Genomic DNA, 13,779 nt, shown 5'->3' with positions numbered 1-13,779 from the left:
AATTTATGACTGTTGATCAACAAAGTTTGATAACCAGTTAAGCAGGTTTAATTTGTGTAAAATGATTTGACGTGCTTCTGCGATCGCATCTTTGGCAGCATACCAAGCATCAGGTGTAGCTGTCACTTCTTGGATGTAAGCAATGCCTTTTTCATCTAAACTCGGCAAGCGTAAAAAACTACCTGATGGCAATAATTTATCAGCAGCCGGCCCGCCATAGTAAATTGGTAGACACCAGGCAAGTAAACTATCCCAAAGTTTCTCACTCACATACCAATTATTATCAGCATAATTTTCAATTGCTAGATTGTAATAATATGGTGCCATGCCATACCATTTGTTACCTAGTTCTCCTGACTTTTTAGCCCATTGTGGTAAGTTACGCCCATACAAATCAAATTTAATGCCACTAGATTGTAGGGACTGCAAAAAGTCTAGACGCTGGCGATGGTTGACAGTGCGGCTAATTCCTGAAGTAATCCAACTACATAAAGCAACCTTTAGGGGAGGTGGCATTTCATTTAAATCTTGAAATGAATTTGAGTGATACCAAATAGCAGGCATATAGTCGGGAGTGGGTGCAAAATCATCTGGACCAGAAACGTAGCCGCAATACTTTTGAGCTTGTTGGTAGTTATAATTAGTAATTTCTACAATTTCATCTAAAGGTGGTTCTCTTAGTAAATAAATAATTCGCTCTTTACTTACATTACGCAGTAGAGAATCAACATTTACTACTGATTTTTGCTGCCGTTTATGAAAACTATCTAACCAAGATGTTTGTAGTGCTGCTTGGGGAAAATCAAATTGATACATCAGCAGAAAATCTGGTTGGACTGCTAGTGCTTGCATTTGTATATTGCCCCAAACTCCAAATTGATTTGGAGTTTGTTGCCATAGCCAATCGGCTCTAGTTTCTAAACCTCGATAGCTGCTAATCATGCCTACAGTTGTAATAGTCATTTTATTTATTAGTTAGTTATTGTTTTTATTAGTTATTTTACTTATACAAAAATTTGGGGTAACAGAGATTCATCAACATGATTAAGGATTTTTGCAGCTCTATTTTCCCAAGAGAAATGCTTGACAAAATTAATACTATCTGGATAACCTTCTATTTTTCTGGGATGAGTTTCTAAAACCCGCTTTAGAGATTCGGCAAATTTGCTGGGGTTATCTGATTCACACCAAGCAGCGATCGCTTGGGTATCTTTAAATTCAACTAATGATGGAATTTCTGTTGCTACAATGGGAGTCCCAGAGGCGAAGTAGTCAAACAGCTTTAAGGGAGATGTGAAAGTTGCCGCTTTTCCTGAACAATGAGGGTGAGCTAAAACATCGGCTGCTTGTAGTAAAGATGCTAAATCATTATGTAATATATAGCCCAAAAATTTAATATTATTAATCTGTTTTTCTTTGATCAATTGCTGATAATATTTAACTTCTGTTGGTTTACCACCTGCACAAACAAATTGCACATTAGGCATTGCATTAGCTACTTCAATTAGTACATTAATACCTTTAAATTGTTGTAAAGCTCCCGCATAAACTACCAGTTTTTGGCTTTCGTCTTGCAAAAGTTTTTGACGCCATTCGGCTGCTTTTTCTGGTTGTCTCTCCATAAATAAGCGATTAAAACCATTGTGCAGCGTAATCACTTTTTCTGGTGGCATCCCATTTTTAATCATGCTTTCACGGATAGTGTCTACAACGGTGACAGCAATTTGCAATAGCGGATTTGTAACAATTTCTGGCTCAAATGGTTTGTCTTCGTGGTGGTGATGTTCATAAATTGCCGGGACGCCATTTTTAATGGCAGCTTTGACAAAATTCCAGTTGCGACTGTGGACAAGTTTAGTTGTTGGAAGTATGTGAAATGGTAAATAATACTTGCTGGCAATAGTGTTAGAGTCAGTAAATTTGCTCTGAAAATGGTCAATCGGCCAAGGCATGGGTAACGGAGCAACTTTTAACTTGTCATGGAGGTTGTAATATTTGATCAGTTCTGTTGGTGCTTTTCTTGGTTGAAAAGGATGAGCTAAATTAGCTGGATTAATCGCTTTTGCTCCTTTTTCAGGATATACCAAAACTGTTGAGTATCCCAAGTTAGCAGCGCCGTTAGCTGCATTTGTAGACTGCACTAGGTGAGCCTCTGGCTGCGGCAATTCTTCACCGATAAAAAATATATAGTCTTTTTTTAAAGCAGGATTTTTCATAACTATTAGACATTAATACTATTCTCAAATGTTTTTAAATTATCGAGCATAGATATAGCAGATTCATAACTTTCAGTAATTAATCCCTTTTGTTCTTCTGGAATGTATATCAAGTTATCAGTTAGAGAGCGGAGAGAGCTAAGTATGAGATTGAGAGAAGCCCGAAACTCAATGGATAGATGATTAAAGGTCTGATAATAGTTGCTAATAATATCTTGATTTTCTTGAGAAATTAAGATAAATTCTCCCTTAATTTGCAAGTTAAGAACATCTTCAAAAACATCTATGGTGTTAAGAATTCTCCAAGCTGATTTGTAAGAGTCTTCAATTAATTTCTGCTGTTCTTGAGAATCGTCTACTAGATCATCAAGTGATAAGCGCAGAAACCCAATCATTGAGTTCAACTGCGTCCGAATTTCGTGAGAGATGCGGAGCAAGCTTTGCTTGTGTTTACTAGCAACTTCAGGATGTTCAACAAATTTCTTTGAGTTTAGGCGCATTGCCTGAAAAATTTTTGTCTGAATCAAATTTTTGTTAGGTCGATCGCTAAATTGCATTGAGTACAAACGTGAGTAGTAACCACCTTTTTGTAACAGTTTTTCATGGGTTCCCACTTCTACCACCTGTCCTTGATCTAATACGGCAATTTGATCAGCTTTTCGGACTGTGGAAAGGCGATGAGCAATTACAAGGGTTGTGCGATCGCGACTCAATTCATCAAGTGCAGATTGTACTAAGCGTTCGGAAACAGTATCTAAAGCGCTGGTGGCTTCATCTAAAATTAGAATATCTGGATTTTGGAGCAGAGCGCGAGCGATCGCTAATCTTTGCCTTTGTCCACCAGATAACATGACACCGCGATCACCAATTAAGGTGTCAAATCTTTGAGGCAATTTGCTAATAAACTCATAAGCATTTGCCCGCTTGGCTGCTGTCAGAATTTCCTCTTCAGTAGCCTCTTCTCGCCCATAAGCAATGTTATTTTGCACCGAGTCATTAAAAAGAAAGGTATCTTGACTGACAATCCCCATTCGCTTTCGCAAGGATACAACATCGAACTCCCGCAAATCAGTACCATCAATGGTAATACTGCCAGCTATTGGGTCATAGAATCTGGGCAAAAGGTCTGCTAATGTGGATTTACCAGCACCAGAACTACCCACTAATGCTAAGGTCGTGCCACGGGGTAAAAATAAATTTACATCTTTGAGTACCAACTTTTCATGACCAGGGTAAGTAAAGCAAAGAGAATTAAAAGACACGCCCTCTTGTAATTTTGTATAGGGAAGTTTACCCTTATCCATGAACGGCTTATCATGAAGGCTTAAAAATTCATTTGCCACATCTATACTGGCGGCGGTACTAGCAAAGTTGCTGCGAATAGTATTTAACTGAGAAATTAATGGCAGTACTCGCAGCAGCACTAATAAATATGTTAAAAGTACGGTGGAAAGAGAAGAAACCTCGCCAGCAAAGAAGGTTTTGCTCAAAAGTACAATCAGCAGTAAAGCTGTAATACCCATCACCTCACCTAAAGGTGTAATCGCTTCTGAATTAACCTGAGATTGGAAATCTGCTAACTCGCGATCGCGAATTAATTTTTTAATTCGTTGATATTCTTTTTCTTCACTTCCTGTCGCTTTTACCAGTCGGATTCCGTTCAAAGCCTCCAGCACAGAGATTGAATATGCTCTAGACATTTCACTAAGCTGTTTACCAAAATTTCTCGACTGAGAAATGGCATACTGATTTATTAATGTCACCAACGATAGCAAAAGCGTAGAAGCAATTGTCAACTGCCAAGATATTGACAGTAATAAACCGACAAAAACTAAAATTGTGATTCCCAGGATAACTATCTTGACTGTACTAGCTATAGCACTTGCAGCCCGACCAATTTCTCCCCCAAGACGGTTGATTAAATCACCAACCTTTGTTTTTGTATAATAATCTATATCAACTTCTAGTAATAGCTTTAACCCGGTTTCGCGCATATCCGATGTCAGCTTTCGGCTTAAAGAACTCGATGCCAAAGCGCTGGCATAAGTTGCTAAGTTTTTTAAGAAAATTGTGAATAAAATCGTCCCAGACATGATTACTATCCGGTAAGATTCAGGAGTATTATCAAAGGGAGATATCAACTTTTTTAGGATGGGAGGGGCAGAACTTAAATCTACTTCTTGCCCCACAATTTTTAAAATCACTGGCACAATTAAAGCTGTGCTAATTCCATTAAATAAGGCTCCAGAAAATCCTAACAATATTGTCAGCAGAATCAAACCTGGATAGGGTTTAGCAAATCTTAGTAGTAGTTTTCTGGTAGACATTGGCTATTTTTATGCAACTTTATAATTTATTAATATCATTCACACTATACTTGCCAAATTTACTAATTATCAAATAAATCAAATCTCCATCAATATTTACAACCGAGCAATTACCGACTTGAGCACAGAAGCCATAGTCTCTATGCTATAGAGTTCCACACATCTTTCTCTTGCCTTGAGACCTTGCTGCTGTGCTGACTCTAAATCCTGAAAAATCAATTGTATTTGTTCAGCAAGCTGTTCAGGACAAGCAGGCTCGACTAAATAACCAGTATTACCTAAAATTTTGGGAATATCTCCTACACGGGTCGATAATACAGGTTTAGCCATTGCCATTCCATCTGTCAACTTCAGGGGAAACTGAGCGCGAGCAGTCAAAGTATCTCGCTGGGGAACAACTACAATGTGGGCAGATGCTACAATTTTAGGCATTAATTCTACAGAACACCTGGGTAATTTAATAATCCAACGCCCCCACTTTTGAATCAATTTATCGTCATAATCATCGTAAGGACTACCACCCACAATCACTAATCTTAAATCTGGCTCATCCAACAAATCGAGCGCTATTAGAATGTCTTCAACCCCTTTGTGAGGTCGTGGTGCCCCAGGAAACATAAGAATTCGATACTCAGTAAGACCGTAATACTTTCTGCTAGTCTCAGAATCATACTTCTGGGGGTCAAACATTGCGGTATCTTTACCATTAGGTACGTAAACACCACCGAAGCGTTTTTGCAGAAAGTCAGTATCTATCGTTACTGCATCTGCCTTTGCCACTACGTTTTCCATCCACTTGAGATACACTGGATGATCTGGAAATTTTAATGCACCATTTTTCTTGAAAATGTCACGATAAAATTGCTTAAGACTAGGACGATATTTCCACTCATCACCTCCGTGCCAACTGAGTTCCCAGTCATCCATATCTAAAATTAAAGGACGACGACCACTAAATTTTTTCAGTAGCGATAGGCCAAAACTTGTAAACTTTGGTTTTACAGCATAAATAATATCTCCATCTATTTTTTGCAACAGTTGACGAGCAGATATCAGAAATTCTGGATAATTTGTACCTGGAAGAGAAATAACTGAAATGCCAGACGGAGGAATAGCATACAGTTCTTTCCCATAAATAAAACCAACAATTTCTACTTGATAATTGAGGATTTGCAGGACTTGAGCTAGTAAAAATGCTCGAATACTACCGCCTCCAGATAAATCACCAACAATTAATGAAACTTTCAATTTTGATGTTCCCTCCTGTAAATTCGCAATTTAAATATTTATTAATATTTAATTTTTTTTATTGAAAGCGACGGGAAACTCAATTCTCAAGAGTTGGGTGGACGAGGTTGTTCCCCCTGTCGCTTGAACATTGGGCATAGTGGCAGTACGATCTTCCCCATAACCAAAAACTCCATCCCGCAAGTGGCGTGGAGTTTTTTATAATGTGATATAGGAAAAAGGCTTGTCCATATCAATATATTTATAACAAGATGTCATTTTTTACGCCAGGGATTTGTAACTTGATTGGGTAAAAATACTTGAGCAAATCTGTCAAATATCCTTGTGTACAAAGAACGGGTAATGTTTTTAGCATATTGAGGTCGATAAGGATAGGTACAGTGAAGAACTTTAATTTTATCCTGAATATTATAAGCGTCCTCCCATTTACTGAGATAATTATAGGTAGGTGGTAGTATTTTCATATTAGGACGTACAGATGCGATCGCAGAAGCAAAAGCACCTTGGTCTTTTAAAAGTAATTTCTCTTGGTTGTTTTTGACAATTTCAAAATAACTTTGAAATTTGTCAAAAAATACCTTATTGACTTCTGTTTTTCTAAAAGCTATCAAACCGCTATTATATTGCACACTATCTGCTTGTAAAGGTAACCCGATAGATTGCAGGATTTGCAAAACATTTGGCAAAAGGTCTTCTTGCTTTCCCCGGAGTAAATTTGTAGCTTTAACAATAGAAGGTTGCACATCTTCAGTTAATAGCAAATCATATTCATCTAAATGCTCAAATACGTCGTTGAGATCGGAAAGTAAGCAAATATCTGAATCTAAGTAAATAGTTTTATCAAATTCAGAGGCTGTATATAAAGCCAGTTTGGCTTGCCGTGATGCTAAAACAGTATTTTCATTTGCAGGTGCAGGCTTTAAAATTACATTTTTGAAAGTCTTTAAAAAAGGATAGAGACTTTTTGGAACTTGATCAATTAAAATGATTATTGGTTCTTGATGAAACTTTCTAACTGCTGCTAAAAAGTGAATACAGTCTTGAAAAGGGTAAAGTCCAGTTAAAATTGTAATAAATCCTCTAGTTTCTTTTTTCATAACTCAGTTAAATAATGATTACTTTTAATTCTTGTTTTTAAATCTAATTTAATGTGTCCATTCCCAAAAATTTTTACTCCAGTCTTCGTTATAATAAAAAACTCCTTGCCACTGGTGAAAGTGAACAAAATCTTCGATATCTAAAGTTTTATTCACATCTCTAATCATGTATAGAGGTCGCTTACCATAAAATGATGCCCACATAGTATAACTACTAGGAGGGCCAATAATATAATCACATTCAGCCAAAGAATACATATCCTCAATTATATGATTATTGCCATAAGCATAAGATAAATGTTGAAAATATTCGTCATTTTGCTTCTGATTCGAGCAAATAAAAAATGTCACTTTTTTATTAGGAAATAGCATTTTTGCTGATTCCATAACCTTTAAATAATCTTCAACTAAATAAAAATATCTACCATTTTGATGTTGCTGATAATCTCCATGACGGATATGGACTCCAATGAGCACATCAGTCTGGCTACGAATATTGGATATGAGTTTTGCTACATTTAACTGATAACTTTTTAAAGGTTGAAAGTAAGTAAGCACGAATTTTTTCCCCATGTTTTTGTAAATTTGACATATCATTTACAAACCATCCATCACGAAATACCCATCCTTGAAAAAAGTTTATAGTTTCTGGTTTTAACTCTTTTGTAATGCTTGAATTACTCCAGTTAAAGGGCTGATTACGCTTAATCTCAATTGTGTTAAAGCGTCCACTTGTAGCTAAATAACGATTTGTTTTATAGTAGTATTTACGTAGCAATTTATTTCCCGCAATCGAAAATGGGCTAGAAGGATAGCGACATAAAAAATTTTGATATGTTGACTTAAAAAAATCAGCGTACTCTTCAAATGCTGGATTTAAAACTGTAAAATTATTTTCACATGCAAATGCTATAAAATAAGCAAATAACAATAATCTATTGCCTAACTGTCCAGATTTTACAGAGATTACTAACATATACAAAACCTCTAAAAATCCACATTAATAATTAATATATAGTTAAATTTTAACATATTAAATTATAAAATAAATAGAGTTTAAATTACATTTTATCTAATAGAAAAATAAATATTTACTATACTTGAAGAGATTTTTCGTATTCATAGAATAGGAAATAATCAAATAAATCTAACTTTGTATTCGCGGTTATTTCCAGAGCAAATTCACTGATAAATCCAGATAAATTTTGCTCTCTTGTGGTATCTTTATAGTATAACTACGGTTGTATATTATCATAACTGTTAATAACGTATTACATGTATGACATTTTTAGTATAAAAGCTCACAATAATATATTTAAGTAGCCTATTTACTTGCTTAGAATTAAGATTGCTACTCGATACCAAACATCTATGTTGTAAGGGAGGCAAAAGTAATGCAGGTAAACCGTCTGGAAGCACTCTCAGACAACTACATATTCTTGCTATACGACCATAAACAAAATATTGCTGCTGTCGTTGATCCGGCAGAGTCTCTACCAGTATTAAAGAAACTGGCAGAATTAAAAGCTGAATTAGTAGCAATTTTTAACACGCACCATCATAACGATCATGTGGGTGGTAATAAGCAATTAATAGAACAATTTCCACAACTGATAGTTTATGGAGGAGCGGAGGATCGTGGTAGAATTCCCGGACAGCAGGTGTTTTTGCAACAAGGCGATCGCGTCCAGTTTGCAGACCGCATAGCTGAAGTTATCTTCGTTCCCGGACATACCCGCGCTCACATCGTTTACTACTTTCCCCCCGAAAAAGCTAGTGAGACAGGCGATTTATTTTGCGGCGATACTTTATTTTCTGGCGGTTGTGGTCGCTTGTTTGAAGGAACACCAAGCCAAATGGTTGACTCATTAAGCAAACTGCGCTCTCTACCCGATGATACACGCATTTGGTGTGCCCACGAATACACCATGAAAAATCTGCAATTTGCCTTAACTGTAGATGGCGACAACGCCGACTTACAAAGACGCTTTAATGAAGTAAAAGCTTACCGTAGCCGAGGAGAAGCTACCATCCCCTCGCTGCTAGGAATGGAGAAACGAACAAATCCCTTTTTACGTTGGGATCAACCATCATTACAATTAATTGTTAAGAGTTGCGATCCAGTGCAAACTTTTGCGTGTCTACGGAAAATGAGAAATAACTTTTAGGCTTTGGGCATTGAGCATGGGGCATAGAGGCAAAGAGGAAAGACTTACTGCAACTTGCTTGCCCTCTGCTCCCCATCTCCCCTGCTCCTCTGCTCCCTACTCCCCATTCGGCACTCCCTACATTTTTATAGCGCTAATAGTTGCGATCGCACCCTTCCTTTCGCTAGGATCTGTAAGCTTTAGGGTATGGACATACAAGCTTGGAATACAGCACTGACATTGTGAGCTATGCTGTCCAAACCCAAAATAATTAGATTTTACAGGAAAAACGAAAAACGATGGCGAAGCGCGTGCAGTTAGTTTTAAATCAGGATATCAGCAAGCTGGGAAAATCTGGCGATTTAGTGGAAGTAGCTCCTGGCTACGCTCGTAATTATTTGATTCCCCAGAAATTGGCAACCAATGCCACTCCTGGTATTCTCAAGCAAGTAGAACGCCGTCGTGAGCAAGAGCGTCAACGGCAATTAGAACTCAGACAACAAGCTTTTGAACAAAAAGAATCTTTAGAAAAAGTTGGCAGTTTGACAATTGCGAAACAAGTTGGTGAAAACGAAGCAATTTTCGGTACTATCACCACCCAAGATGTTGCAGATGCAATTAAGGCAGCCACCGGTCAAGAAATCGATCGGCGTGGAATTACCATCCCCGATATTAACCACCTTGGTACTTATCAAGCTGAAATCAAGCTGCATTCGGAAGTAGCGGCACAAGTCGATATTCAAGTCGTCGCTAGCTAAGAGACAGACGGAAGCAGGAGGGGATGAGAGGGATGAAGGAGTAGGAGTCATAAACAATTCCTACCTCCTGTACAGACGCGATTAATCGCGTCTTTATTTCTGTACAGACGCGATTAATCGTGTCTCTAACAAAATCTCAAAACTAAAATCGTTTATGGCTGAAGCACTGAATTTTCAAGGTGATGGTAGCGATCGCCTCCCACCACAAAATATTGAGGCGGAAGAAGCGATTTTGGGGGGTATTTTATTAGATCCAGAAGCGATTAGTCGAGTTAGCGATCGCCTCCTTCCAGAAGCTTTTTACATTAGCGCTCACAAAGATATTTATCAAGCAACTGTGAGGCTCCACGCCCAAGGTAAACCCACAGACTTACTCTCAGTCACAAGTTGGCTGACTGACCATGATTTACTTGCCCGCATTGGTGGTAGAAATAAATTAGCAACCCTGGTAGACCGTACAGTGTCAGCCGTCAACATCGACGCCTTAGCTTCTTTAGTGATGGACAAATACCTGCGGCGACAGTTAATTAAAGCTGGTAATGAAATTGTACATCTTGGTTACGAAACAGAAACCGAATTACCAATTATTTTAGACCAAGCAGAACAGAAAGTTTTTGGCGTTACTCAAGAGCGTCCCCAATCGGGTTTAATTCACATTTCTGATACTCTAATTAATAATTTCCAGGATATTGAGGCTCGAAATCAAGGCATTGCCTTACCTGGTATTCCCTGCGGATTTTACGATTTAGATGCCATGACTAGCGGCTTTCAACGTTCTGATTTGATTATTGTCGCGGGTCGCCCATCAATGGGAAAAACAGCATTTTGCTTAAACCTTGCTCATAATATTGCTGCTTCTTATAAATTGCCAGTTGCTGTCTTCAGCTTGGAAATGTCCAAAGAGCAATTGACGCAACGTCTATTAGCTAGCGAAGCGCAAATTGAAAGTAGTTATCTGCGAACTGGGCGTTTAAGTCAAACACAGTGGGAACCTTTAAGCCATGCTATTGGTATCCTTTCTGAGATGCCGATTTATATTGACGATACGCCGAATATTACAGTTACACAAATGCGTAGTCAGGCAAGAAGACTGCAAGCAGAAGTTGGAACTGAATTAGGATTAATTGTAATAGATTACTTGCAATTGATGGAAGGAGCGGGTGATAATCGCGTACAAGAATTATCAAAAATTACGCGTCAACTCAAAGGTTTAGCCCGGGAATTATCTGTACCAGTTATTGCTCTATCTCAGTTGAGTCGAGGGGTAGAAACACGTACTAACAAGCGTCCGATGTTATCTGATTTGAGAGAAAGTGGAAGTATTGAACAAGACGCGGATTTAGTAATAATGTTATACCGCGATGAATATTACTCTCCCGATACACCCGATCGCGGCATTGCAGAAGTAATTATCGCTAAACATCGCAACGGGCCTACTGGTACTGCAAAACTTTTATTTAATCCACAGTTTACAAAGTTTCAAAATTTAAAAATTTAGCCATTGAATTGGGGACTGGGACTGCGAAAAACCAATGCCCAATTCCCAATGCCCTAGTTTCTACTTAACTCCCAGCAATTCCACATCAAATATCAGAGTGGCGTTAGGTGGAATGACATTACCAGCACCACGAGAGCCATAACCTAGCTCTGAGGGGATGATTAACTTACGACGACCGCCTACTTTCATAGTACTAAGTCCTTCGTCCCAACCTTTAATCACTTGTCCAACGCCAATTTTAAAGCTGAAGGGTTGACCGCGATCGCGTGAACTATCAAACTTAGTACCATCTTCTAAAGTGCCGACATAGTGAACTTCAACCGTTTGTCCAGGTTTAGGAGTCGCCCCAGTCCCCTCTTTTAACTCGACATACTTTAATCCAGAGGGAGTGGTTACGGCATTAGCATCAGACATAGTATTGCTCGCAATTAGAGTATTATTTTCAGTTACAGTTGGGGGCGCTGGCGGCGTTTGGGTAATCTGGGCAGCAATAGCAGTATTCTGTTTACTGCTCACTTGCCCCACAATCAACAGCACAACACACACCAGCATGAACGCCACACTGAGGAAAATTGGTTTCAAAATCAGTTCTCCTTACTTAGGTATCCTGGCAAAAACATTACCAACAGGACACAATTAGTTTAAATCAGAAAGGACATCCTAACGCCAAAGCTTATTTTCTAAATCGCGCAGTTGACGCTCTAAACGATCAATTCTACCGCGCAGTTCGTCCACTTCCGATTGGCGAGCTACTCCCAAATCTTGCATCATATTTCGCATTTGCCGTTGCATTTGGACATCAAAGTTTCCCTGTTCCGACTTTAACTGCTGGGCAATATCATCTATAACTGCCTTGGCTTGCTCAGGATTGAGCTTACCGTCTTTAACTAAATCATCGCTGACTTGGCGCAGTTTTTCTGCTACTAAAGACGTTGTGCCAAGACCCACCATCATAAGCTGTTGCAACCAGTTGTTGCTTTCCATACTCCCTTCCTGTTAACTTATTACAAACCAAACGATCCTTGCTCCTGAGTGTAGGCAATCAAGCTATGCTAACAGCGTAGTTATTCTAGCCTACATCTCTATTTTGACAAATTAGGAAACACAGAGATAACAGGGTGTGCTTATAGAACAACTCAAGTTTAAGGTTGGCCCGAATTTAAGGGAAAATTTTATCCAGAAGGACGCACAAATTTGGACAATAGCGCTGGTTGAATATCCTAGATTTCTCGTTAAAGAGGTTTGGATCAGCCTCAATAACCACACAGCAGTTATCCCGATGATTTGTTGGGCAACATTGGAGCACTGGAAAGCTATACCCCAAGCAGATTTGCAGACTATTATGGATTAATTCATCCAATCACTCAAAGAATCTTATCCAATAGCGAAATCAGCAAAGTATCAAGTAGGGAAATTTCCCCATTTCCAAGTGAGAAATTACTCTCAACTTGTAAAGAAGGGGCTTAACACAGATGCAAACTTTCACCACCATGATTAGTGAAGTGCTCGCTCCAATAAATTCTAGTAATTCAACTTAGTCATTAGTCATTATGGCTAATAAATAAATCGGCGGTAATCCTAACCCTTGAAGGGATGAAATTCCCACCGATTCTATTTGATTTTTACGAAGTTTACAGCTTTCAGTCAGTTTGGCTTTTCAAAAATTAAATCAGATTCCAATATCATAAAATGAGTTAGAGCTTAGATAAACTCAATTGCTTTTAAAAGTTAAAGCATCTTCTTCAAATCTCCATTTTTCCAAATAGAGAGATGCTTAAGTTTTTGCACGCCAATTCTGAAAAGCTGTCTCGTAGTCTTCTGATTTACTCTGATAAACGCTCCACCAATGAAAAAATATTCCTAATCCCCATCCTAATACTGGGAAGATAGCCCAAAAATAATTAGGACTAGTTATTAAATTCAAAATAATAAGGAATAAATTCACCGCTACGAAGCTAACAAAGTGTGCCTTAAACCCTTTGCGTCGGAAAGTATTAAATGTGCTTTGCAAATGTTCCTCTTCTTGTTGAGCTAACCACTTTTTTTCAGTTGTTTTCAAAATATCATCAGAGATACCTAACTCAGATGCCATTTCTATAAGCTGTTCTCGTGAAAATCCTCCTTCCTGTTTACGAGCGAGTGCTATTTGAAGGATTTTTTGCACATCTTCTGAATTGTAAGTCATTTTAATTACCTTATAAGTTTGTGTGTAAATGCGCCTTTGATTTGACGAAATTTTGGATAGGTTTCGTTCAGTTTAGTTAGCGATAGCCACACATTTTTTTTGCACCCAATACTTAATTAAATTTACACAGTTATTATTTTCTCACAATTGATTTATGACTACTGTATTTGTCAATACCTCTATATTGCTTTTATGACAATGCCGTAACAGCGATCGCTGTTACGGCATTAAGCTAAAAATTATCTGAAAGTTGAATGCTAGTCCGTAATTCTGAAGTGGTTAGAGGAGCTGCTTATCGGACAC

General features: G+C 38.1%; 14 protein-coding genes. 4 read left to right on the top strand and 10 right to left on the bottom strand.

The genetic code is table 11. The annotated features are described in order from the left end of the window. Positions 1-3 precede the first annotated feature (3 nt). The 7 genes from V7L20_RS25320 to V7L20_RS25290 all read right to left on the bottom strand — a co-directional run bounded on the left by V7L20_RS25320 (position 4) and on the right by V7L20_RS25290 (position 7,864). Positions 4-963, bottom strand: coding sequence for a glycosyltransferase family 10 domain-containing protein (locus tag V7L20_RS25320; protein WP_334746720.1), 960 nt, complete (start codon positions 961-963; stop codon positions 4-6). A 41-nt stretch (positions 964-1,004) separates the two neighbouring features. Beyond that, positions 1,005-2,216: a glycosyltransferase family 4 protein gene (locus tag V7L20_RS25315; protein WP_334746719.1), complete on the bottom strand. Its 1,212-nt coding sequence runs from the start codon at positions 2,214-2,216 to the stop codon at positions 1,005-1,007. Positions 2,217-2,221: 5 nt separating this feature from the next. Next, positions 2,222-4,543, bottom strand: coding sequence for an ATP-binding cassette domain-containing protein (locus V7L20_RS25310; protein ID WP_334746718.1), 2,322 nt, complete (start codon positions 4,541-4,543; stop codon positions 2,222-2,224). A 96-nt stretch (positions 4,544-4,639) separates the two neighbouring features. Further along, entirely contained in the window at positions 4,640-5,791 is a 1,152-nt protein-coding gene (locus tag V7L20_RS25305; RefSeq protein WP_334746717.1) for a glycosyltransferase family 4 protein, read from the bottom strand. Between the two features lie 254 nt (positions 5,792-6,045). Then, on the bottom strand, positions 6,046-6,888 hold the full coding sequence (locus V7L20_RS25300; RefSeq protein WP_334746716.1) for a hypothetical protein: 843 nt from the start codon (positions 6,886-6,888) through the stop codon (positions 6,046-6,048). Between the two features lie 48 nt (positions 6,889-6,936). Next, positions 6,937-7,446, bottom strand: coding sequence for an alpha-1,2-fucosyltransferase (locus V7L20_RS25295; RefSeq protein ID WP_334746715.1), 510 nt, complete (start codon positions 7,444-7,446; stop codon positions 6,937-6,939). Next, on the bottom strand, positions 7,376-7,864 hold the full coding sequence (locus V7L20_RS25290; RefSeq protein WP_334746714.1) for a hypothetical protein: 489 nt from the start codon (positions 7,862-7,864) through the stop codon (positions 7,376-7,378). Before V7L20_RS25290 ends, V7L20_RS25295 begins: the two co-directional genes overlap by 71 nt. A 418-nt stretch (positions 7,865-8,282) precedes the next feature. On the opposite strand from V7L20_RS25290, the gene gloB reads away from it, so the two are divergent. The 3 genes from gloB (at position 8,283) to dnaB (ending at position 11,291) form a co-directional block, all read left to right on the top strand. Further along, positions 8,283-9,056, top strand: a complete 774-nt coding sequence (gene gloB, locus V7L20_RS25285) for a hydroxyacylglutathione hydrolase (protein ID WP_334746713.1) — start codon at positions 8,283-8,285, stop codon at positions 9,054-9,056. A 278-nt stretch (positions 9,057-9,334) separates the two neighbouring features. Beyond that, positions 9,335-9,793, top strand: coding sequence for a 50S ribosomal protein L9 (gene rplI / locus V7L20_RS25280; RefSeq protein WP_334746712.1), 459 nt, complete (start codon positions 9,335-9,337; stop codon positions 9,791-9,793). A gap of 154 nt (positions 9,794-9,947) precedes the next feature. Next, a complete protein-coding gene (gene dnaB, locus V7L20_RS25275; RefSeq protein ID WP_334746711.1) occupies positions 9,948-11,291 on the top strand; it encodes a replicative DNA helicase in 1,344 nt (447 codons plus the stop codon). 60 nt (positions 11,292-11,351) lie between these two features. Here the strand turns inward: dnaB and V7L20_RS25270 are convergent, their stop codons facing one another. Beyond that, positions 11,352-11,873 carry an FKBP-type peptidyl-prolyl cis-trans isomerase gene (locus V7L20_RS25270; protein WP_334746710.1) on the bottom strand — a complete coding sequence of 174 codons (522 nt, stop codon included), beginning with the start codon at positions 11,871-11,873 and terminating at the stop codon, positions 11,352-11,354. A 78-nt stretch (positions 11,874-11,951) separates the two neighbouring features. Then, entirely contained in the window at positions 11,952-12,275 is a 324-nt protein-coding gene (locus tag V7L20_RS25265) for a phasin family protein (RefSeq protein ID WP_109011445.1), read from the bottom strand. 136 nt (positions 12,276-12,411) lie between these two features. On the opposite strand from V7L20_RS25265, the gene V7L20_RS25260 reads away from it, so the two are divergent. After that, the gene (locus V7L20_RS25260) at positions 12,412-12,642 is read left to right on the top strand and encodes a TIGR03792 family protein (protein ID WP_334746709.1); all 231 of its coding nucleotides are present in this window, start codon (positions 12,412-12,414) and stop codon (positions 12,640-12,642) included. A 423-nt stretch (positions 12,643-13,065) separates the two neighbouring features. Here V7L20_RS25260 and V7L20_RS25255 read toward each other — a convergent pair whose 3' ends face one another. Then, positions 13,066-13,476, bottom strand: coding sequence for a 2TM domain-containing protein (locus V7L20_RS25255; protein WP_334746708.1), 411 nt, complete (start codon positions 13,474-13,476; stop codon positions 13,066-13,068). Positions 13,477-13,779 lie beyond the last annotated feature (303 nt).

Source organism: Nostoc sp., assembly GCF_036916735.1.
Lineage (GTDB): Bacteria > Cyanobacteriota > Cyanobacteriia > Cyanobacteriales > Nostocaceae > Nostoc.
The sequence above is the reverse complement of the archived record's forward strand: the minus strand, read 5'-3'. Positions and strand labels throughout refer to the sequence as shown.

Bases quoted from the DNA above. Each gene is read 5' to 3' on its own strand.
- rplI (WP_334746712.1), top strand. From the start codon at position 9,335: ATGGCGAAGCGCGTGCAGTTAGTTTTAAATCAGGATATCAGCAAGCTG.
- V7L20_RS25265 (WP_109011445.1), bottom strand. From the start codon at position 12,275: ATGGAAAGCAACAACTGGTTGCAACAGCTTATGATGGTGGGTCTTGGC.
- gloB (WP_334746713.1), top strand. From the start codon at position 8,283: ATGCAGGTAAACCGTCTGGAAGCACTCTCAGACAACTACATATTCTTG.
- V7L20_RS25300 (WP_334746716.1), bottom strand. From the start codon at position 6,888: ATGAAAAAAGAAACTAGAGGATTTATTACAATTTTAACTGGACTTTAC.
- V7L20_RS25290 (WP_334746714.1), bottom strand. From the start codon at position 7,864: ATGTTAGTAATCTCTGTAAAATCTGGACAGTTAGGCAATAGATTATTG.
- V7L20_RS25320 (WP_334746720.1), bottom strand. From the start codon at position 963: ATGACTATTACAACTGTAGGCATGATTAGCAGCTATCGAGGTTTAGAA.
- dnaB (WP_334746711.1), top strand. From the start codon at position 9,948: ATGGCTGAAGCACTGAATTTTCAAGGTGATGGTAGCGATCGCCTCCCA.
- V7L20_RS25255 (WP_334746708.1), bottom strand. From the start codon at position 13,476: ATGACTTACAATTCAGAAGATGTGCAAAAAATCCTTCAAATAGCACTC.
- V7L20_RS25310 (WP_334746718.1), bottom strand. From the start codon at position 4,543: ATGTCTACCAGAAAACTACTACTAAGATTTGCTAAACCCTATCCAGGT.
- V7L20_RS25315 (WP_334746719.1), bottom strand. From the start codon at position 2,216: ATGAAAAATCCTGCTTTAAAAAAAGACTATATATTTTTTATCGGTGAA.